Raw genomic sequence first — 21,846 nt, 5'->3', positions numbered from 1 at the left:
GTTCTGGCGGTCCCGGGCGCGGGTGAGCGCTGCCACGCAGGATCGCCGCAAGTTTTTCGCGGACCCGACCCTCATCGGCCGGGCTTGGCGAAGTCTGCCAACGCGGGCACCGGCCGAAACGGCTAGCGCCCTCCGATGGGTGCGTCCTCGCGATCCGCGTCCAACGGATCGACGATCTCCCCCTGCGGGGTGAGCGAGCCCTGGGCCAGCCGGGTCACCCGTGGGGGCACCGGCGGCTCCAGGCCGGCCACCACGCGCAGGCCGGACAGGACGTCATCGGGCCGCACGGCGGGCGTAACCTGCCGCACGACAAGGTCGATTATCGCACACGGCGCCGCCGCCGCCGGAGAAGGTGCGTCAGACTCCTCGCCCAGCACGCAGGATGCAACCGCTTTTCGCGCGTCGAACGAGCGCTTGCCCTGCTTCGTCATGCGCTCGACCAGCACCTCCTCCGCAGCGAGGAAGGCGTCGACCGCCTTCGCCGCGACCTCCGGGGAGATCTCCGGCAGTTCGAGCCGCCACTGGGACGCGTCGATGCGGTCGGCCAGGCTGCCCTCGGAAGCAGCGACGGCGTCGAGCACGTCGAGGCCGGGCGACAGCGCGGCGTCCAGCGCGGCCCGCAGAGCGGTCGGGTCGACCTCGGCCTGCAGGCCGATCTCCAGGTACTCCGCTTCACTGCCGACACCGGTGGGCGCGGCGCTCGCGTACGAGATCTTGGGGTGCGGGGTGAAGCCTTGCGAGAAGGCGATGGGTACGCCCGCACGCCGCAACGCCCGCTCGAACGCGCGCGCGAAGTCGCGGTGCGAGGTGAAGCGCAGCGGTCCACGTTTCGCGTACCGGATGCGGATGCGCTGCACGACCGGGGCTTGGCCGCCGACCGGCTGATTCTTCGGGGGAATGACGAACTCCTAGACGGGGAGCCGCAGAGGGCTGCCTTCAGGCGTGCTTTGGGCGGCGGGCGGGGCGGTCGGATGGTTCACCGGGGTCAGGGGGAGAAGCTTCTTGCCGGTGGGCCCGATCTGGATCTCGGTGTCCATCGACGGGCAGACGCCGCAGTCGAAGCACGGCGTCCAGCGGCAGTCGTCCTGCTCGTACTCGCTCTTGGAGTCCATCCAGTCCTGCCAGAGCCAGTCCTTGTCGAGACCGGAGTCGAGGTGGTCCCAGGGCAGGACCTCGAGTTCCTCGCGCTCGCGGGTGGTGAACCAGTCCAGGTCGACGCCGAAGTCGGGCAGGACCTCGGCCGCGGACTCGACCCAGCGGGAGTACGAGAAGTGCTCCGACCAGCCGTCGAACCGCTGGCCCTTGTCCCAGGCGCGCCGGATGACCGCACCGACCCGGCGGTCGCCGCGCGAGAGCAGGCCTTCGATCAGTGACGGCTCGCCGTCGTGGTAGCGGTAGCCGATGGCCCGGCCCAGCGACCGGTCGCTGTTGATCTCCTGCTTGAGCAGCTTGAGCCGGTGGTCGATGACCTCCGGGCGGTCCATCGGCGCCCACTGGAACGGGGTGTGCGGCTTGGGCACGAACCCGCCGATCGACACCGTGCAGCGGATGTCCTTGGTGCCCGCGGCCTCGCGACCGGCCCGGATCACCTCGTGCGCCATCTGCGCGATTTCGAGCACGTCCTCGTCGGTCTCGGTGGGCAGGCCGCACATGAAGTACAGCTTCACCTGCCGCCAGCCGTTCGAGTACGCCGTGACGACCGTCCGGATCAGGTCTTCCTTGGTCACCATCTTGTTGATGACCTTGCGGATCCGCTCGGAACCACCCTCGGGGGCGAACGTCAGGCCGGTCCGGCGCCCGTTGCGGGACAGCTCCTGGGCCAGGTCGATGTTGAAGGCGTCGACCCGGGTCGAGGGCAGCGACAGCGACACGTTGGTGTCGGCGTACTGCTCGGCCAGGCCGGAGCACATGTCACCGATCTCGGAGTGGTCGGCGCTGGAGAGTGACAGCAGGCCCACCTCGGAGTAGCCGGAGAACTCCAGGCCCTCCTTGACCATCTGGCCGACCGTGGTGATCGACCGCTCCCGCACCGGCCGGGTGATCATGCCCGCCTGGCAGAACCGGCAGCCGCGCGTACACCCGCGGAAGATCTCCACCGCGTAGCGCTCGTGGACCGTCTCGGCCAGCGGGACCAGCGGCTTCTTCGGGTACGGCCAGGCGTCCAGGTCCATCGTCGTGCGCTTCGCCACCCGGAACGGCACGTCGGGCCGGTTGGGCACGACCCGCTGGATCCGGCCATCGGGCAGGTAGTCCACGTCGTAGAAGCGCGGAACATAGATGCTTTCGGTACGCGCGAGGCGCAGCAGGATCTCGTCCCGCCCGCCTGGGCAGCCCTCAGCCTTCCACTCCCGGATGATCCCGGTGATTTCGAGGACGGCTTCTTCGCCGTCACCGAGCACCGCAGCGTCGATGAAGTCGGCGATCGGCTCAGGGTTGAACGAGGCGTGGCCGCCGGCCAGCACGATCGGGTCCTCGACGGTCCGGTCGGCGCTGTTCAGCGGGATCCCGGCCAGGTCGAGCGCGGAGAGCATGTTGGTGTAGCCCAGCTCGGTGGCGAACGACAGCCCGAGCACGTCGAAGGCCCGGACCGGCCGGTGCGCATCAACCGTGAACTGCGGGACGCCGGCCTCCTTCATCAGCGCCTCGAGGTCCGGCCACACCGAGTACGTCCGCTCGGCCAGCACGTCCGGCTGCTCGTTCAGCACCTCGTAGAGGATCTGCACGCCCTGGTTGGGCAGCCCCACCTCGTACGCGTCCGGATACATCAAAGCCCACCGAACGGTGGTCGCGTCCCAGTCCTTGACGACGGCGCCGAGCTCCCCACCCACGTACTGGATCGGCTTGCTGACCCGCGGCAGCAACTGCTCGAGCTGCGGAAAGACTGAAGAGACGCTCATGGGGCTCCAGGGTACGCGGACTAGCCGCGCAATTCCTCCGCGGCCCGGCTCAGGTCGGTGCTCACCAAATCATCCCGGAATGCGCAGAGTTGCAGAGTCATCCGGGCCGCCCCGGTCTCCCCCACCACCAACCGGATCGGCGTACCCGCGGAATCCATGTCGCCGACGATGGTGTCCAACAGCCGCACCCCGGCGCTGTCCAGGAACGAAACGGCGGTGAGATCGATCAGCACGGCTCCGGCCCGACCGGTGTGCCGCACGATTTCGCGGGTGAGCTCGGGCGCATTGGCCAGGTCGATCTCACCGGCGAGCCGGACCAGCTCGGCGTCGCCGAACTTCGAGAAGGTCACCCATTTGTCGGTCATCATGCCACCCGCCGGGCCCGCCGCATGGTCACCGTGGTTCCTTCCGTACGGTCGAACGTCACGTCATCCATCACCCGGTGGATCAGCTGGAGCCCCCGGCCCCGGAACATCTCGTCGCCGGTGACCACCCACCGACCGCGGTCGGCGACCCGCACCTCGACAGTGCCGGCCGACACCTCCGCGCTGATGTCGACCACCCCGAACGGATCGTCGCGGTAGCCGTGCTCGATGGCGTTCGCGACCGCTTCCGAGCAGGCCAACAACACAGCCTGGGTGCTTTCCTCGTCGACCTCGTGCGACGCCAGCCAGCCACGCATGTCCTTGCGCAGCAGCGCGATCTGCACCGGATCCGCCCCGATCGTGCGTTCCAGGCGTTCCTCGGTGCCGAGAGCCAGGCAGAGCAGGCACACGTCGTCGTGGTGCTCCCGACCGACCAGGCTTTCCGCCAGGCCGGCGGTCAGCCCCGGCAGCGGCGAGTCGCGGCGGCCCGCGTACGCCCGGGCCAGCATTTCGAAGCCGGCGTCGATGCGCCGGTGCCGGCGCTCGATCAGCCCGTCGGTGTAGAGCAGCAGCCGGCTGCCCGCCGCCAGCCGCACCCGGTGCTCGTCGCGGATCCGCCGCCCGGCCCGGCTGCCCAACGCCCCGGAGCGGCCCTCGAGCAGATAGGTCGGCGCGGCACCCGGCTCGGCGAGCAACGGCGGCAGGTGCCCGGCGCAGGCGTACGTCAGCTCGCTGGTGCTCAGGTCGACCTCGCAGTAGACGACGGTCGCCATCCGCGCCGACTCGACCCGGTCCACGAACCGGTCCAGCCGTTCGAGCAGCCGAGCCGGGCCAGCCTCAGCCGAGGCGAGTGCCCGAATGGCGCTGCGCAGCTGACCCATGGTGGTCGCGGCGTCGATGCCCCGGCCGACCACGTCGCCGACGACGACGGCCAGCTTGTCGCTCGTGATCAGGAACGCGTCGAACCAGTCCCCGCCGACCTCGAGATCGTGGGCGGCGGCCTGATAGTGCGTCTCCACCGCGAAGCGCGGATCGTTGGGCAGGTCGCTGGCGAGCAAGCTGCGCTGCAATGTCCGGGCAACGGCCCGTTCCTGCTCGTAGAGCCGGGCGTTTTCCAACGCCAACCCGGCCCGGTCGGCCAGGTCGGTCAGGAAGCCGGCCTCAGCGGCAGCAGCCCGGCGGCCGGGCGCCATCCGCAGCGCCAGCGTGCCCAGGACTTTGCCGCCGGCGGTCAACGGCAGGACGGCGTAATCCGTGTCCGGGTCGGTGTCGGCCAGATCAGCTTTGCCGTGCCCGCTGACCACGGCGACGCGCTGCGCCAGCCGGACCGGGTCGGGCACAGGTCCGCCGGACTCGGCCTGTAGCCCCGCCGGCCCGACTTGCAGGCGTACGGCCGCCCACTCGGCGATCTCCGGAACGAGGCGGTCGACCAGGCGGCGTGCCCGGAGCATGAGTCGGGGCACCTCGTCGAGCGCCCGGGTGGTTTCGGCGAGGAAGGTGGCCCGTTCCTCGCGGCGCCGGGCGTCGTCGTAGAGGCGGGCCCGGTCCAGTGCCTGACCGGCCTGGTGTCCGAGCAGGCGTACCACCCGGAGCTCACTGTCGGTGAGTTCCCGTTCTTCGACGAAGGCAAAGCAGAGCACCCCGAGCACGTCGGCCCCGATGGACTCGCCCGCGAAGCCTGCGGTGAGCGGCAGCAGGACGACCGTGCCGTGGCCCGCTTCGCGCATCACGCCGGCCAGCTCCGGGAAGTGCCGTTCGGCCTGCACCACGGAACCGATCACGTGCAGGTCACCGCGCCGTGCCACCTCGGCGACCGGCAGCGGCGAGCCGAGCGGGATGTCTTCGGCGACGAGGGCACCCCGGCCGGTGCCGGCGAGGGCGCGCAGCTGTTCCCGGTCCGGGTCGAGCAACCACACCCGGGCGTCGGTGGCACCGAAAGCGAAGCCGGGCGCCCGTGCCACCGCCTCGCCGACCTCGACGGCGGTGGGTGCCGCGGCCAGGTCCGCGACCACCTGTTGCAGGGCACCGACCCGCTGCTCGGAGGCCTCGGCCGCTCGCCGCGCGGCGAGCAGTTCCTTCTCGTAGCCGCGGCGCTCGGTGGCATTGAACACGGTGGTCCGCACGACCCGGGGCAAGCCCGACGGGTCCCGCCCGAGGATCGAGTTGACCAGGATGGGCAGCCGGCGCCCATCGGCACGGACCAGCTCGAAGGCCATCTCGTGCACGTCGTCCTGCATGCTCAGCAGCGGGGCGTAGTGCGTCTCGTAGTAGATCTTGTCGCCGGGACTGAGCAGATCCCGGAACCGCCGGTGGCCGATCAGCTCGGCGCGGTCGAACCCGGTCCAGTTCAGGAACGTCTCGTTGACCTTCACGATCGTGCCGTCCGGCAACATCGTCAGATAGCCGCACGGCGCATGCTCGTAGAGGTCCCCGGGATCCTCATCCCAGGGCACCCGCACATCCTGCGTCACGTCCGGCCCACCACCGCCGTTGTCCGTCATCGCCGTCAGAGATAAGCCTTGATCGCCGCGACGGTCTCGGCGGGCGCGCTCAGATTCGGGCAGTGGCCGGTCGCGTTCATGGACACCAGTGTGCTCCCCTCGAGGTGCTCATGCACGTAGTCACCGACCGCCGCCGAGGCGATGACATCGTCGGCGCACTGCAAGATCAACGCAGGGGTACGCAGTTTCGGCAGGTCGTCCCGGTTGTCCGAGAGAAACGTGACGCGCGCGAACTTCTTGGCGATCTCCGGATCGGTGGCGCAGAAGCTGTTCGTCAGTTCCGTCCCCAGCTCCGGACGGTCCGGGTTGCCCATGATGACCGGAGCCATCGCACTCGACCAGCCCAGATAATTGCTGTCCAGCGACTCCAGCATGGCCTCGATGTCGGCGGGGCCGAACCCACCGGTGTAACCCTCGTCATCGATGTAGCGCGGCGAAGGCCCGATCAACACCAGCTTGGCGAACCGTTCCGGCTCCCGGATCGCGGCGAGCACTCCGATCATCGCGCTGACCGAGTGCCCCACGAAGATCACGTCCCACAGGTCGAGGTCGTGCACGATCTCCAGCACGTCAGAGGCATACCCGTCGAGGCTCGAATAGCGCCCGTCGTCATACGCCTTGAGGTCGGACCGCCCCGCACCGACATGATCGAACAGCACCACCCGATGGGTGCCGGCGAACTCGGGCGCAACGAACCGCCACATGTTCTGGTCGCAACCGAAGCCGTGCGCGAACAGCATCGGCTGCCCACCGGCGACCCCGGTCTCGTGGATGGCGTGTCTCTGAGTCGTACTCATCTCCGTCTCACCACCGGGTCACCATACGACTCCGGACCGTCCCGCACATCGCCCCCTCTGTCCGTCTTTCCGGCGCAGACCGCCCGATCGTCCGATGCACGGTCCGCCGCCGGGCGGTGATCGAGCGGATGGGCGGACTGGCAAACCGGTTCTAACCTGGGCCTCGAACAGCAACCCCGGGAGGAGATCGACGGATGACCGACCAGCAGCCGGACCACCCGGCCGCGCCCGAATCCGCCGGCGACCCGGTCCCGCCCCACAGCACCCCGGCTTCATCCCCCACCGACTCGACCACCCCGCCACCCACCACCACGGCCCCGCCACCCCCGGATCCCCCGGCCGCGGCCACCGCCCCTGCCGCCCCAGAGCCCTCGTCGACGGCACCGCCTTCCGCCCCGGAGCCTCCGACCAACGCCGCTGCCGCCCCGGAACCTCCGACCGCGGCCGCCGCACCTGCCGCCCCGGAACCCCCAACCGCGGCCGCCGCACCCGCCGCCCCGGAACCCCCAACCGCGGCCGCAGCCGCCCCGGAGCCCCAGACCCCGGCTCTGCCTGCCACTCCGGAACCCGGCGCGGCTGTCGCAAAGATTCCGCCCGTTCCGCTAGCTGCCGCGGCCGAGTTCAGGCCTGATCCCGCATCGGCCACGCACAAGCCAGCGAGTCCGGCGAGCGGTGAGCCCCTGGCGGGCGACGCCCCCGGCACCGCACCCGTGCCGCAGCGGTGGAGCGGTTCCGCGGCCGTTCCGCCACCGACGCCCAAGAAGTCCTGGTGGGAGCGCCGCCACCCCACACCTGCCGACCCTCCGCCCGCACCGGTGGACCCGTGGGCAACGGATGACTGGTCGACCAGCCCACCGGTCGACCCCTGGGCCGACCAGGACACTCCCCTGGATCTCCTGGAACCCTTCCCGGAAGCAATGCCCCCCACCCGGGTAGAGGCACCCCTGCCGCCCACCCGCATGGACGCGCTACTGCCACCCACCCGCGCGGACGCACCCCTGCCACCCACCCGCGCGGACGCACCCCTGCCGCCCACCCGCATGGACGCGCTACTGCCACCCGCCCGCGTGGACGCACCTGCAGCGCCGTTCGCCCAGGCGGGCACAGCACCGGCACCGACCAGGACGGATCCGTCCGCCGCTGCAACCGCAGCCCCATCGATCGAGCCGCGCCGCCATTGGTGGGGCGGCCGCCGCCGCGTCAAACCGAGCGCACCCACCGACCTCCAGCACGCCGGCACGCCCGGCTACCCCAACCCGGCAACGGCCCGGCCAACGGCCCCCACGCCACCCGCACCCGCGGCGCCAATCTGGTCCAAGCCCACCGGACAGCCACACTCTCCTGCCGGACAGCCGCATCCCCCTGCCGGACAGCCGCGGCCCACCCCTGCCGGACAGCAGTGGCCCGCGCCTGCCACACAGCCAAGGCCCACCTCTGCTCAGCCAAGGCCCACCTCTGCTGCACAGTCTCGGCCCGCCCCTGCCGCGCCGCAGGCCTATCTGGACCGGGCGCGCCCGCTGCCTCCTCCACCGCCCGGAAAGAAGGCGAAGAAACGACAAAAGGAACAGCGGCCGGCCGCCAAAGGCCCGCTGGCGCCATCGCCCGTACGCCCGCCGCAACGCCCACTCCCCCCGCCGCGCCGCAAGCGCCGGTGGGGCCGCAAACTGGTCATGACCGCTCTGCTGAGCGCGCTGTGCTGCTGCGGCGTACCCGGCTATTTTCTCTGGCCCGCGGCCCGGCAGTACCCGGTCTCAGCGGTCCTCCCGCAGCAGATCGCCGACCTCGAGTTGCGCGACGACGCGGCTGGCCGACGGGCCACCGACCGGCTCGCTGAGCAGGTCGGCGCAGCCGGCCCGCTCACGTCCGGCGACACCTTCGCCGGCCAGTACGCCGACGGTGCCGGAAAACGGGTCACCATCTTCGGCACCACCGGACTGCGCCTGACCCCGGAGAGCGACGTCGAGGCCGAGTTGGCGCACCTGACCGACGCCTACAAGCTCAAGGAAGTCCAGTCCTTCGACCTGGGCGAGACGGGCGTGCACGAGCGGTGCGCCGCTGGTCGCCACCAGGGCGCGGCGATAGTGGTCTGTGCGTGGGCAGACTTCGGCAGCATGGCTACGGTGCTGCTGACCCGGCGCTCCCTGAGCGAGAGCGCCGACCTCACCGCGGTGTTCCGAGACTCGGTGCTGGCCCGCGGCTAGCTCTCGGCGCGCGGCGGGGCGTAGCGGGGCACGTACTCCTGACCGGTCAGCTTCTGGATTTCGGCCATGACTTCGTCGGTGAGCGTCCGCAGCGCGGTGCGGTCGTCGTCTCGGCCGATCGTCTCGATCGGCTTGCCGAATTTGACCGTGACCTCGCCCTTGCCCTGGCCCCACTTCGGATAGGGCCGGCCGATCGGCTGCACCTTCTCCGTGCCGATCATGCCGACCGGGATGATCGGCACACCGGCCGCGACGGCAAGCCGGGCCGCGCCCGTACGCCCGCGGTAGAGCCTGCCGTCCGGTGAGCGCGTGCCCTCGGGGTAGACAGCGACCAGGTCGCCCGACTTGAGCACCGGGATGGCGCCGTCGAAGGCGGTGAGGGCGGCGCGGCCGCCGCCGCGCTCGACCTTGATCGCGCCGAGACCCTTCATCATGAACTTGGTGAGGGTGCCGCTCACGCCGCCGCCGCGGAAATACTCCGCCTTGGCCCAGAAAGCGATGTGTCGCGGCACGACGGAGCCGAGAAACAGCTCGTCGGCGACCGACAGGTGGTTTCCGGCGAAGATGGCGCCGCCGGTGGCGGGGATGTTCTCGAGGCCTTCGACGCGGGGGCGCCAGCCGATGATCATCGCCTTGCCGACAGTGATTTTGCCGATCGAGTAGAGCAGCGGCAACGTGTTCCTCCGGCGGGACATGCAGATGTGAAAGTGGGGGGCGGTAGGACGATATCCGACGCCGCCGGGGAAACCCCCATCGATCTGGGAAGCAGGCTCGGCATTTACCGCGTAAGACGGCAAATGCCGAGCTGCACTCGGCTTCCTAGGCGCGTACCACCGACACCGTGACGGTCTCGCCGTCGCCCACCTCGCCGGCGAAGCCCTCGGTCAGCGCGCCGAAGGTCAACGCCGTGGTCAGCGTCTCCGCAGCGACAAAGTCGCGGTGCGCCTCCACTGCGGCCGCGACCGCCTCGCTCGCGGCGACCGTGAGCGTGATGCGGTCGGAGACGTCCAGGTCCGCGTCCCGCCGGGCCTGCTGCACGACGCGGATCACGTCGCGGGCCAGGCCTTCGGCCGCGAGTTCCGCGGTGACCTCGGTGTCGAGAACGACCACACCGCGGTCGCCGGGCAGCGGCGCGGAGTGCTCCACGTCGGCAGCGACGAGCTTCAGCTCGTACTCGCCTTCCTGGAGGGTCACTCCGGCCGTGACCGGCAGGCCGTCGACCAGCTCCCAGTCGCCGGCCTTGACGGCCTTGATCACCTGCTGCACCTGCTTGCCCAGGCGCGGCCCCAGGGCCCGCGGGACCACGGTCAAAACCTGGCGACAGTACGCGGTCAGATCGGTGCTGAGCTCCACCTCCTTGACGTTGACCTCGTCGGCGATCAGGTCCTGGAACGCGCGGAGTCGCTCGGCGTCGGGCGTCGCCACAGTCAGCTTGGCCAGCGGCAGGCGCACCCGCAGAGCCCGAGCCTTACGCAACGACAGCGCCGCCGATGCGACCTCGCGGATCGCGTCCATCGACGCCACCAGGTCATGATCAGCCGGGTACGCGTCCGCCGACGGCCAGTCGGTCAGGTGCACCGACCGGCCCCCGGTGAGCCCCCGCCAGATCTCCTCGGCGGTCAGCGGGGCGAGCGGCGCGACGACCTGGCACAGCACCTCGAGCACGGTGGCCAGCGTGTCGAACGCGTCGGCGTCACCGGCCCAGAAGCGGTCCCGGGAGCGGCGCACGTACCAGTTGGTGAGCGCGTCGAGGTAGGACCGCACCGCGCCCGCCGCACCCGAGATGTCGTACTCGTCCATCCGGGTGCCGACCTCGGTCACCAGCTCGTTGGTCTTCGCCAGGACGTAGCGGTCAAGCAGGTGCGTCGAGTCGGTCCGACCGGTCGCGGTGTGACCGGACGCGTTCGCGTACAGGCTGAAGAAGTACCAGACGTTCCACAGCGGGAGCAGCACCTGCCGGACCGAGTCGCGGATCGCGGTCTCGGTCACCGGCATGTCCCCACCGCGCAGCACCGGCGACGACATGAGCATCCACCGCATCGCGTCCGAGCCGTACTGGTCGAACACCCCGTAAACGTCGGGGTAGTTGCGCAGGCTCTTGGACATCTTGCGCCCGTCCTCGCCCAGCAGGATGCCGTGGCTGAGGCAGTTGCGGAACGCCGGCCGGTCGAACAACGCCGTGGCAAGCACGTGCATGGTGTAGAACCAGCCGCGGGTCTGCCCGATGTATTCGACGATGAAGTCGCCCGGGTAGTGGTGCTCGAACCAGTCCTTATTCTCGAACGGGTAGTGCACCTGCGCAAACGGCATCGACCCCGACTCGAACCAGCAGTCGAGGACCTCCGGCACCCGACGCATGGTCGACTGCCCGGTCGGGTCGTCCGGGTTCGGGCGGGTCAGCTCATCCACGTACGGGCGGTGCAGGTCGGTGACCTTGACCCCGAAGTCGCGCTCCATCTCTTCGAAGGAGCCGTACACGTCGACGCGCGGGTAGTTCGGGTCGTCCGACTTCCACACCGGGATCGGCGAGCCCCAGAACCGGTTCCGGGAGATCGACCAGTCCCGGGCGTTCGCCAGCCACTTGCCGAACGAGCCGTCCTTGATGTGCCCGGGCGTCCAGGTGATCTCCTGGTTCAGCTCGACCATCCGGTCCCGGAACTGCGTCACCGCCACCAACCACGACGACACCGCCTTGTAGACCAGCGGGGTCGCACAGCGCCAGCAGTGCGGGTACGAGTGCGTGTAGCCCTCGTGCCGCAGCACCAGCCCGCGGCCCTTGAGGTCGGCGATGATCGGCTTGTTCGCCTCGAAGACCTGCACGCCCTCCCACGGCCCGACCAGCGCGGTGAACCGGGTGTGCTCGTCCACTGTCACGATCGTCGGGATGCCGGCCGCGTTGCAGACGTTCTGGTCGTCCTCACCGAACGCGGGCGCCTGATGCACGACGCCCGTGCCGTCCTCGTCGCTGACGTAGTCGGCCGCGAGCACCTGGAAGGCGTTCTCCCCGGCCTGCTCCACCAGGAAGTCGAACATCGGGGTGTAGCGACGCCCGGCCAGCTCACTGCCGCGCACCGTGCCGACCTGCTCGTACCCGTCCAGCTCCTTGGCGTAGGCAGCCACCCGGCCGGCGCCGAAGATCAGCTTGTGGCCGTCCTTCTCCAGCACGGCATAGTCGATGTCCGGGCCGACCGCGAGCGCGAGGTTCGACGGCAGCGTCCACGGCGTGGTCGTCCACACCGCGATGTCCTCGCCGGTCTCCAACCGGAAAGTGACGGTCAGCGCCGGATCGGTCCGGTCGCGGTAGACGTCGTCCATCCGCGTCTCGGTGTTCGACAGCGGCGTCTCACAGCGGAAGCAGTACGCGAGCACCCGGAAGCCCTCGTACACCAGGCCCTTGTCGTGCAGGGTCTTGAACGCCCACATGACCGACTCCATGTAACTGGGGTCGAGGGTCTTGTAGTCGTTGCCGAAGTCGACCCACCGGGCCTGCCGCGTGACGTAACGCTCCCAATCCTTCGTGTACGCCAGCACGGACGTCCGACAAGCCTCGTTGAACTTGTCGAGGCCCAGCTCGAGGATCTGCGCCTTGGTGGTGATGCCGAGCTGCTTCTCGGCCTCCACCTCGGCGGGCAGCCCGTGGGTGTCCCACCCGAACCGCCGCTCGACCCGCTTGCCGCGCATCGTCTGATAGCGCGGCACCACGTCCTTGACGTAGCCGGTGAACAGGTGTCCATAATGCGGCAGCCCGTTGGCGAACGGCGGGCCGTCGTAGAAGACGTACTCGTTGCTGCCGTTCTGCCCGGCCGGGCGCTGCTCGACGGAGGCCTCGAAGGTCTTGTCGGCCGTCCAGTGCTCGAGCACAGCCCGCTCCACCGCGGGCAGGTCAGGGCTCGCGGGAACGCCGGCGGCGTCGGTGTGCTGGGGATAAGCCATCGGTGGTACGCCTTCCTCGCAGGTCACGTGGACTGCGAGGACGAACTCGGCTGAGCCCGCGGTACCACCTCGCTTGGCGGTCGCTCGTTTCCTGGGCGACTACCCGCTCGTTCCCCGGCATGTCTACGGGCCGGCGCCGCCCGGTTCTACTGAGACCCGGATCACCCGGGGCCGTTCTTCCGGAGACTCCCCGGTGATGGCCGGATCGACGTCTTGCCACCCACGATACCCCGCCGCGCGACCGCTTTATCGGCCGCCGGGCGGCCTGACGGCCGTCGCCCGGTCCGGGCGACGGCCGTGGGGAAACGTCAGAGGTTCGGGAACCAGATCGCCAGTTCGCGCTTGGCGCTGTCCGGCGAGTCGGAAGCGTGGACCAGGTTCTCCCGGTTGGACAGGGAGAGGTCGCCGCGGATCGTGCCGGCAGCGGCCTTGCGCCCGTCGGTGGCACCCACCAGGGTCCGGACGACCGAGATCACCTCGTCGCCGGAGAGCACCGCGGCGACCAGCGGACCGCCGGTCATGAAGTCTTTCAGCGGCGGGTAGAAGGCCTTGTCCACGTGCTCGGCGTAGTGCTCGTCGGCCAGCTTCGCGTCCATGGTGCGCAACTCGAGTGCCTCGACGACGAGGCCCTTACGCTCGAAGCGGCCGAGGATCTCCCCGAGCAGACCGCGCCGCAGCGCATCGGGCTTGACGAGCACGAGCGTGCGCTCGGCAGGGCTGGTGGACACGAAAACGGCCTCCTGATCGTGGTCTGCACCCGACCGGGTCGACACCCGGCGAGTCGGTGGGTAAGCCGGCGTAGAGGTGCCTGCTCCCGGCGGGCAACGCGACACGCCGGGCGCCGCCGAACCGGGATATCAGCCTATCGGTACCGCGTCGGCCACGAGCGACAACCGCCCTTCCACGGGTACGCCGCGCTCCGTAACCTGACTAATAGTCCCCGGGAGGTCCACAGTGGCGAACCACAACGGCCGGCCGATCGCACCGGCCCGCAAGCTCGTGGCCGCGATGGTCGGCACCATCGCCGTCTTCGTCATGGTCTTCGGGCTCGGCATGTCGAGCTGGGCCATCGTGGCGCTGGGCGTAGCCATGTTGGCCCTCGCCATCGGCATCGGCATGCTCAACGTGGTGCGCCGCGGGGCCCGTGCCTGGATCTCCGGCACCGCCCAGGTCAAGGCCGTTTCCGAACCCCCAGCCACCGCCGTGTACGGCCGCGCCGAGATCTTGATCCTGATCCTCGCCCCCGGCCTCCCCGCCGCCGAAGTCACCGTCCGCGACCCTCGCGTCCCGGTCGCCAAATGGCCCCACCCGGGCGACATGCTCCCCGTCACGGTCGACGTCGACGACATGCGCCGAGTAAAGATCGACTGGGACGAAGCCGACCACCACCAGTCGGCCCCACCCCCCGCCTTCTACGACGAAGATCTGCCCGACGACGACCTGCTGGGCGGCGAGCCGGAGCCGCCGCCCTGGACCACCCGCGACCGCCAGTGGGGCCGCGGCCCCGACGAGCCCCCACCCCCGCCTGCCCCGGGCACCACTGAACAGGACGACCTCCCCCCACCACCCCTACCCGGCACCCCGGCCAATGACACCCCCGGCGCCGTCATCCTCGAAGGTCAGCTCGTCGACGGCGACTACCCCCAGCCCCTCCCCCGCCGAGCCGCCACGGCGACCGCCCCGCCGCCTTCCCGCACCACTGTCGACCCGGCAACGGCACCCATGGCTCCCACCGAAAGCCCCGCGACCCGCGACGAGGCACCGGCCGCTGCATACTCCGCCCCGCAATCCCCCGGCAGCCGCGAAGCGACCGCGACCGCCCGAAGCGCCACGACCACGGCCGCCCCCACCCGACCTGCGGACTCCCGCCCCCGGCCGCGCCCACGACCCCGATCGGCCTCTCCCGACGAGTCGATCCCGGCTACCGAGCACTCCTCGGCACCCCCGAAGCCCGCCCGCTCCGACCGCGAGGCTCCTGCGCCCCACCCGGCCTTCCCCGGCCCCACGACTCCTCCCCCGACCGGGTCATCAGCGTCCCCTGAGTCGGCCCTGCCCTCGCCTTCTCAGGAGTTCAGTCACGAGGCCGCATCCGCCCGGCCCCCGGCCGCCCGAAAATCCACCGACGACGACATCGACCTCTCGTTGGATGCCACCACCCCCGCACCCACAGACGACGACCTGCTGGGCACTCTCGAACCACCGCCCTGGCAGCAGCGCACCGCTCCGACCGAGCCGCAAACGCCATCCGGGAACGCCACCCACGACAGCTCCGAAACACAGTCAGCCCGGATCAGGCCCGCCGCAGCTTCCCCGAAGGTTGACTCGACCAGCGCAACCGCTGCTGACCCTGGCCCGTCGACCCCCGCCACCGCTGAAGGTGGCCCGGCTAGCTCAGGCGCCGCTGAAGGTGGCCCGGCTAGCTCAGGCTCGGCTGAAGGTGGTCCGGCGAGCTCAGGCGCCGCTCAGCATGGCCCAGCTACGCCGGCCGCCGCTGAACGTGGTCCGACGAGTTCAGCCGCCGCTCAGCCAGGCCATGCTGCACAGGCCGCCGCTCAGCCTGCCCCCGACGCTTCTCCGACCGGTCCAGCGCCGGCTGGCTCGACGCAGGCCACCGGCCTGGCCGCCGCCGTCGCCGCCGGTGTAGCCGCCCTCAGCAGCGCCTTTCGCTCCCGCACCAGAGAAGAGCCGCCCGGCCCTACCCCGTCCGCTACCTCGTCAGCACCGCCGCCCGGCACAGCCCCGATCCCAGGACAGCGTCCACAGCCGGCGCGCCCCGACCACCCGGGCCAGCGGCCACAGCAGTCGCGCCCAGACCGCCCGGAGTCTGGTCAGCAGCCTTCCGGCCAGCCGGACGTCTATCCGCAGCCCGGCCAGGAGGGCCACGCCGAGCCGGTCTCCGCTCCACGTGCCGGCGAAGAACCCCCATCGCAGCGGCCTGTTCCGCACCAAGATTTCCGGAGCGTCCCCGGTCGTGGATCCAGCGAGCCGGGTTCAGGCAGCCGAACAGTTCGCCAGCCGGGCCTCGATGAAGGTTTCGCTCCGGACGACCGCACCGACGAGGTGATTACCGCCTACCCGGGCGCGCGTCCCGGTCCTGCCGGGGCAATCCACGGCGTCGGTATCACCGTACTCGTCACCGACCTGGCCCGTTCGATCGCCTTCTACCGGGAAATGCTCGGCTTCCTGGAGATCGACGCCGGTGCCGGCAGCGCCGTTCTAGCCTCAGGCGACACCCGCCTCGTCCTCCGCACGGTCCCTGACCTGTCTGCGGTTGCCGGTCGTCTCATCCACCTCAACCTGGAAGTAGGCGACGTAGAGGCGGTCTACGAGGAGCTCCAACGCAAAGGTGTCACCTTCACCCACGGCCCTCGACCCGTCAACCGAGGCGACAAGTTGGAGCTGTGGGCGGCCTCATTCCACGACCCCGACGAACACAACATCGCCATCACCCAATGGAAGTCCATCCGCTGAGCCAACCACCGAGTGCCATCCACCACGACTATCGCCAGCCGCAAGCCGCGCACCGCACTGCCGCACCGCTCAGCCGACCACCACCTGCCGCGCACCGCACTGCCGCCAGCCAGCCGGGCACCGGCACCGGCACCGGCAGCCGCACTGCCGCACCGCCCAGCCGACCACCACACTGCCGCCAGCCAGCCAGGCACCGGGCAACGCCAGCCGCGCACGCACTGCCGCCGGCCCTCAACGCCCAGCCGGCCACTGCCACACCGCGTAGGCGGCCTCGGCCACCGCGAGCCGTAACGTGCGCGGGCCTGCTTCAGCCGCAGCCGTCCGAGGTTACGAGCCCAGGATTGCGCGGCGGACGTGGGATGCGTACCACCATGCGGCTCCGAAGATGAGTCCGAGCGCGGCGAGTGACCAGTGCAGCAGCCCCGCGGCCAGCAGCAACGCTTGCAGCGCCGTGCCCGCCGGCCAGGCCCACGATCGCCGCATGCTGCCAGCGATCACGGCGGCGGCAACGGCGAGGCCGACCACCGCACCGATCCCCCACCCGGTCAGGTTTCCACCCATGATCCGGATCGGCTGAATGGCTAGCAGGAGCACGATCGCTTCCAGCGTGAGCGTCCCCGCTCCCAGACCTCGCACCGCTGCTCCAGGGTTGCGCAGCCCCGAGCGCTGGCCGGCATTCCCATCAGCGTCCGGCGGCGACAGCGGATCTGGCGCAGAGGCGGGCGGCGTCACTTCTTCAGCAGCTTCCGGGCGTCGGCCACCGTCACGACGGAGCCGGTGATCAGGACGGCCACGCCACTCAGTTCGCCGTCGGTGTCCTCCTCCGCGAGCACCACCGCTTCTTCGATCGCGTCGGGCATGGTGTGCGCGACGGTCACCCGGTCCTCGCCGAAAATGTTCGCGGCGGCTTCAGCGAGTTCGGCGACTGGCATGGAACGCGGGGAGCTGTTCTGGGTGACCACGATGCGGGCGGCGACCGGTTCGAGGAGCTCGAGCAGGCCAGACGCGTCCTTGTCACCGAGGACAGCCACCACCACGACCAGGTGGCGGAACGCAAACTCCTCCTCCAGCGCCGTGACCGTGGCGGCCATGCCGTGCGGGTTGTGCGCGCCGTCGAGCAGGATGGTGGGTGCGCTGCGCACGCGTTCCAGCCGTCCGGGCGAGTCGACGCTCGCGAACCCTTCCCGGACGAGCTCCACCTCGAGCTGCTTGTCGGCGCCGGCACCCAGGAAGGCCTCGACGGCGGCCAGCGCCAACGCGGCGTTCTGGGCCTGGTGGGCGCCGAAGAGCGGGAGGAACACCTCGTCGTACACGCCGCCGAGCCCCTGCAAGGTCACCAGCTGTCCACCGACTGCTTGGTCGCGGCGGACCACACCGAACTCGCTGCCTTCCCGGGCCAGGGTGGCGCCCAGGTCAGCGCAGCGTTCGAGCAGCGGCCGCATCGCCTCTTCGGTCTGCACCGCGCTGATCACGGTGGCGCCGCGGTGGATGATGCCGGCCTTCGCCCAGGCGATGTCTTCGATCGTGTCGCCGAGCCATTCGGTGTGGTCGAGCCCGATCGGGGTGATGACGCACACCCCCGCTTCGATGACGTTGGTGGCGTCTTCCTCGCCACCCAGCCCCACCTCGACGACGGCGATGTCGACGGGTGCGTCCGCAAACGCGGCGTACGCCATCGCCGTGGTCATGTCGAAGTAGGTCAGCGGTTCCTGCGCCTGCTTGTCGATGAGGTCGGCGAGCGGCGCCACCTCGTCGTACGTAGCCACGAGCCGTTCCTCGGACACCGGCTCCCCGTCGAGGCTGATCCGCTCCCGGACCGTCTCCAGGTGCGGGCTGGTGTAGCGCCCCGTGTGCAAACCGTGCGCCCGGAGCAAGCTGTCGATCATCCGTGCCGTGGACGTCTTGCCGTTGGTACCGGTCAGATGGATCGCCGGGTACGCCCGTTGCGGGCTACCCAACACGTCCATCAGGTCACGGACCTTCTGCATGTCGAAGTTGATCCGGGTGAACCCGCGGCCGTCGAGCGCGGTCACCACCTCGTCGTAGCTGCTCATCTCCAGCCTCCCCAACCGCCGCTCAGGCCGCGGGCAACGCGGTCAAAGCGGCGGCGATCCGAGCGAGGTCAGCTTCGGCGGTGGCAAGGCGATCCTTGATCTTCGCCACCACCTGCTCGGGTGCCTTGCCGACGAACGCTTCGTTGCCCAGCTTGGCCCGGCACTGCGCCGCTTCCTTCTCAGCCACCGCTCGGTCCTTCTCGAGCCGGGCCCGCTCGGCGGCGACATCGATGGTGCCGCGGGTGTCGAGGTCGACCGTGACGCCACCGGTGATCGCGAGGGTCGCCGAGGCGGCGAAGCCGTCGCCGGGAGCGTCCAACCGGGCGAGCGACCTGATCAGCGGCTCGTGGGCGTCGATACCGACGGTGCCGAGGCCGGTGAGCGCGGCACTGACCCGCTGTCCGGGACGCAGCCCCTGGTCGGAGCGGAACCGTCGGACCTCGGTAACGACCTTTTGCAGCGCCGTCAGCTCGGCCTCGGCCGCGTCGTCGATGAGCGCCTGGTCAACCACCGGCCAGGCCGCCCCGGTGACAGTCTCGGCGCCGGTCAGCACCGTCCACAGCTCTTCGGTCACGAACGGGATCACCGGGTGCAGCAGTCGCAGCAGCTGGTCGAGCACGTGCCCCAGCACCCGCCGGCTCCGCGCCGCCTCAGCCCCTTCGCCGGCGAGAATCGGCTTGCTGAGCTCGACGTACCAGTCACACACGTCGTCCCACGCGAAGTGATACAGCGTGTCGCAGACCTTCGCGTACTCGTACGTGGCGAAGAGCTCGTCCACCTCGCCGATGACGTGCTGCAGCCGGGACAGGATCCATTTGTCGACGGCGGACAGCTCACTCGGAGCCGGCAACTCGCCCTCGACCGTGGCGCCGTTCATCAGGGCGAAGCGCGTAGCGTTCCACAGCTTGTTGCAGAAGTTGCGGGAGCCCTGACACCATTCCTCGCTGATCGGCACGTCGGAGCCGGGGTTGGCACCGCGGGCCAGCGTGAAGCGGGTGGCGTCCGCGCCATATCGGTCGATCCAGTCGAGCGGGTCGACCACGTTGCCGAAGGACTTCGACATCTTCTTGCCGTGCCCATCGCGGACCATGCCGTGCAGGTTCACGACCTGGAACGGCTGCACGCCGTCCATCGCGTACAGGCCGAACATCATCATCCGAGCGACCCAGAAGAAGAGGATGTCGTAGCCGGTCACGAGCACGCTGGTCGGGTAGAACTTCGCCAGCGTCTCGGTCTGCTCGGGCCAGCCCATCGTGGAGAACGGCCACAGCGCGGACGAGAACCACGTGTCGAGCACGTCCTCGTCCTGGCGCCACCCTTCGCCGCTCGGCGGTTCCTCGTCAGGGCCGACGCAGACAATTTCGTCGTTCGGGCCATACCAGACGGGGATGCGGTGTCCCCACCACAGCTGGCGCGAGATGCACCAGTCGTGCATGTTGTCGACCCAGGCGAAGTACCGCTTCGACAGGTCTGCAGGCTCGATGGACACCCGGCCGTCCCGCACGGCGTCGCCCGCGGCCTTGGCCAGCGGCCCGGTGTTGACGAACCACTGCAACGACAGACGCGGCTCGACCGTCGTCTTGCACCGGGAGCAGTGCCCCACCGAGTGCACGTACGGCCGCTTCTCGGCGACGATCCGCCCCTGTTCCCGCAGGGCCGCCACCACCGCCGGCCGGGCCTCGTAACGGTCGAGTCCCTGGAACGGACCGGGCACGGTGACGATGGCCCGCTCGTCCATGATCGTCATGCTCGGCAGGTTGTGCCGCTGGCCGATCTCGAAGTCGTTCGGGTCGTGGGCCGGCGTCACCTTCACCGCACCCGTCCCGAAGCTGGGGTCGACGTGCTCGTCGGCCACGATCGGGATGCGCCGGCCGGTGAGCGGAAGCTCGACCTCGGTGCCGATCAGGTGCTGGTAGCGCTCGTCGTCGGGGTGCACGGCCACCGCCGTGTCGCCGAGCATGGTTTCGGCTCGTGTCGTGGCGACGACGATCGAGTTGTCTCCCTCGCCGTAGCGGATCGAGACCAGCTCGCCATCGTCGTCAGAGTGCTCCACCTCGATGTCGCTGAGCGCGGTGAGGCAGCGCGGACACCAGTTGATGATCCGGTTGGCACGATAGATCAGCTCGTCGTCGTACAGCCGCTTGAAGATGGTCTGCACGGCGCGCGACAGGCCCTCGTCCATGGTGAACCGCTCGCGGCTCCAGTCGACGGAGTCGCCGAGGCGCCGCATCTGCCCGAGGATGGCGCCACCGGACTCGGCCTTCCAATCCCAGACCTTCTCAACGAACTTCTCTCGCCCGAGATCGTGCCGGGACAGCTTCTGCGCGGCAAGCTGCCGCTCCACGACGTTCTGCGTCGCGATGCCAGCGTGGTCCATGCCGGGCAGCCATAGGACCTCGAAGCCCTGCATCCGCTTGAGCCGGCTGAGCGTGTCCTGAATGGTGTGGTCGAGGGCGTGGCCGATGTGCAGCGAGCCGGTCACGTTCGGCGGCGGGATGACGATCGAGAAGGGTGGCTTGTCGCTGGCCGGGTCCGCCGTGAAGTAGCCAGCCGATACCCAGTGCTCATACCGCCGCTGCTCTACCTCGCCCGGCTGATACTGGGCGGAAAGGCCACCGGTGGGCCGGCTGTCGGGGGTGCGGGTGTCGGTCGCTTCGGTCACTCGACAAGTCTACGGACGTCGCGGGTGTCGGCTGCGGCCGCATGGCCTGCCTGTGGATAACTGTTGTTAGGCTCGCACAATGTCCGACCGACCAGGCGAAACGCCTGCTGCCCAGGCCGAGCCGGCGGAGATCGCTGTCGAGCCGTTTCCCCTGACGGAGCCGGCGACGGAAGAGGCCGAGGACAAGGCACCCCGCACGCGGACCAAGACCATCGTGCTCAACTCACTCTTGGCGGTGAGTCTCTGCGGTGCCGCGATCATGGCGTACGCCGGTTGGCGCATCGCCACCCAGAAAGACGCCACCCTTCAGGTACCCGCCACGATCGGCTCTTTCCAGCTGAACACCAGCGAGAACGGCCGGTCGACGGCGGAATACCTGCAAACCGCCCTGTCCGCAGATGTGGACCTGGACAAAGCCGTGGGGGCGGTCTACTCCGACGGAAGTGGCAAGGACGTGCTGTTCTTTGGCGGCACCACGTTGATCTGGACTCCAGAGAGCGATCTGGATACCGCGTTCCAGCTGATCTCGGACGCGCAGGGGTCGGTAACCGAACTGCACGCCGTCGCCCCTGGCCCCCTGGGCGGCACTATGAAATGCGGCACCACCAAATCCGACGGTACGGACATGGCAGTCTGCGGCTGGGCCGATCACGGAAGCCTGGCGCTGGCAATGTTCCCGTCCCGCTCGGAGGACGACGCGTCGGCGCTGCTGCGGCAAATCCGCGACGCTACCCAAACGCGGAACTGATCTTCCGCTGTATACACGACAATGGCCGGCCCGCCCAGGCCGGCCACCTGTTCTTATTCCTGGATATGCAGAAACGCCCGCCCCGAACCCTGTAAGGGTCGGGACGGGCGTTTCTCAAGTAAAGTCCGGCGGCGTCCTACTCTCCCACACCCTCCCGAGTGCAGTACCATCGGCGCTGGAGGGCTTAGCTTCCGGGTTCGGAATGAGACCGGGCGTT

Annotated in this window: 14 protein-coding genes and 1 rRNA gene; 3 read left to right on the top strand and 12 right to left on the bottom strand. The window is 69.8% G+C overall.

Going from position 1 to position 21,846, the window contains the following annotated elements; all coding sequences use genetic code 11:
* Window positions 1-122: 122 nt before the first annotated feature.
* Genes ACIA1L_RS03960 through ACIA1L_RS03940 form a run of 5 tightly spaced genes read right to left on the bottom strand, consistent with a single transcriptional unit; the run spans window position 123 to window position 6,560 of the window.
* Window positions 123-857: a TIGR03936 family radical SAM-associated protein gene (locus ACIA1L_RS03960; RefSeq protein WP_396071018.1), complete on the bottom strand. Its 735-nt coding sequence runs from the start codon at window positions 855-857 to the stop codon at window positions 123-125.
* A 51-nt stretch (window positions 858-908) separates the two neighbouring features.
* A complete protein-coding gene (locus ACIA1L_RS03955) occupies window positions 909-2,897 on the bottom strand; it encodes a TIGR03960 family B12-binding radical SAM protein (protein WP_396071017.1) in 1,989 nt (662 codons plus the stop codon).
* 20 nt (window positions 2,898-2,917) lie between these two features.
* On the bottom strand, window positions 2,918-3,262 hold the full coding sequence (locus tag ACIA1L_RS03950) for an STAS domain-containing protein (RefSeq protein WP_396071016.1): 345 nt from the start codon (window positions 3,260-3,262) through the stop codon (window positions 2,918-2,920).
* Window positions 3,262-5,763: a SpoIIE family protein phosphatase gene (locus ACIA1L_RS03945; protein ID WP_396071015.1), complete on the bottom strand. Its 2,502-nt coding sequence runs from the start codon at window positions 5,761-5,763 to the stop codon at window positions 3,262-3,264. The genes ACIA1L_RS03950 and ACIA1L_RS03945 overlap by 1 nt, the downstream gene beginning before the upstream one ends.
* A 5-nt stretch (window positions 5,764-5,768) precedes the next feature.
* Entirely contained in the window at window positions 5,769-6,560 is a 792-nt protein-coding gene (locus tag ACIA1L_RS03940; protein WP_396071014.1) for an alpha/beta fold hydrolase, read from the bottom strand.
* 1,670 nt (window positions 6,561-8,230) lie between these two features.
* Between ACIA1L_RS03940 and ACIA1L_RS03935 the strand changes: the two genes are divergently transcribed.
* Entirely contained in the window at window positions 8,231-8,761 is a 531-nt protein-coding gene (locus tag ACIA1L_RS03935) for a hypothetical protein (RefSeq protein ID WP_396071013.1), read from the top strand.
* Here ACIA1L_RS03935 and ACIA1L_RS03930 read toward each other — a convergent pair.
* The 3 genes from ACIA1L_RS03930 to ndk all read right to left on the bottom strand — a co-directional run bounded on the left by ACIA1L_RS03930 (window position 8,758) and on the right by ndk (window position 13,422).
* A complete protein-coding gene (locus ACIA1L_RS03930; protein WP_396071754.1) occupies window positions 8,758-9,435 on the bottom strand; it encodes a lysophospholipid acyltransferase family protein in 678 nt (225 codons plus the stop codon). The genes ACIA1L_RS03935 and ACIA1L_RS03930 overlap by 4 nt on opposite strands.
* Before the next feature lie 145 nt (window positions 9,436-9,580).
* Window positions 9,581-12,694, bottom strand: coding sequence for an isoleucine--tRNA ligase (gene ileS, locus ACIA1L_RS03925; protein ID WP_396071012.1), 3,114 nt, complete (start codon window positions 12,692-12,694; stop codon window positions 9,581-9,583).
* A 308-nt stretch (window positions 12,695-13,002) separates the two neighbouring features.
* Complete coding sequence (gene ndk, locus ACIA1L_RS03920; protein WP_396071011.1) at window positions 13,003-13,422, bottom strand: nucleoside-diphosphate kinase; 420 nt, start codon at window positions 13,420-13,422, stop codon at window positions 13,003-13,005.
* 226 nt (window positions 13,423-13,648) lie between these two features.
* On the opposite strand from ndk, the gene ACIA1L_RS03915 reads away from it, so the two are divergent.
* Complete coding sequence (locus ACIA1L_RS03915) at window positions 13,649-16,165, top strand: VOC family protein (RefSeq protein WP_396071010.1); 2,517 nt, start codon at window positions 13,649-13,651, stop codon at window positions 16,163-16,165.
* Between the two features lie 327 nt (window positions 16,166-16,492).
* Here the strand turns inward: ACIA1L_RS03915 and ACIA1L_RS03910 are convergent, their stop codons facing one another.
* Genes ACIA1L_RS03910 through ACIA1L_RS03900 form a run of 3 tightly spaced genes read right to left on the bottom strand, consistent with a single transcriptional unit; the run spans window position 16,493 to window position 20,881 of the window.
* Complete coding sequence (locus tag ACIA1L_RS03910) at window positions 16,493-16,867, bottom strand: DUF4233 domain-containing protein (protein WP_396071753.1); 375 nt, start codon at window positions 16,865-16,867, stop codon at window positions 16,493-16,495.
* 26 nt (window positions 16,868-16,893) lie between these two features.
* Window positions 16,894-18,219: a bifunctional folylpolyglutamate synthase/dihydrofolate synthase gene (locus tag ACIA1L_RS03905; RefSeq protein ID WP_396071009.1), complete on the bottom strand. Its 1,326-nt coding sequence runs from the start codon at window positions 18,217-18,219 to the stop codon at window positions 16,894-16,896.
* Window positions 18,220-18,241: 22 nt separating this feature from the next.
* Window positions 18,242-20,881, bottom strand: a complete 2,640-nt coding sequence (locus ACIA1L_RS03900) for a valine--tRNA ligase (RefSeq protein ID WP_396071008.1) — start codon at window positions 20,879-20,881, stop codon at window positions 18,242-18,244.
* 79 nt (window positions 20,882-20,960) lie between these two features.
* On the opposite strand from ACIA1L_RS03900, the gene ACIA1L_RS03895 reads away from it, so the two are divergent.
* Window positions 20,961-21,629 (top strand): hypothetical protein, encoded by a 669-nt coding sequence (locus tag ACIA1L_RS03895; protein ID WP_396071007.1) that lies wholly within the window; start codon window positions 20,961-20,963, stop codon window positions 21,627-21,629.
* Between the two features lie 123 nt (window positions 21,630-21,752).
* On the opposite strand, the gene rrf is transcribed toward ACIA1L_RS03895, so the two are convergent.
* Window positions 21,753-21,846: ribosomal RNA gene (gene rrf / locus ACIA1L_RS03890) — 5S ribosomal RNA — on the bottom strand; the annotation flags it as partial.

Origin of the sequence: Actinoplanes sp. NPDC051859 (assembly GCF_044452725.1) — a bacterium.
Taxonomy (GTDB): Bacteria; Actinomycetota; Actinomycetes; order Mycobacteriales; family Micromonosporaceae; genus Actinoplanes.
Note: the sequence above shows the minus strand (reverse complement) of the source record. Positions and strands in the feature narration are given on the sequence as shown.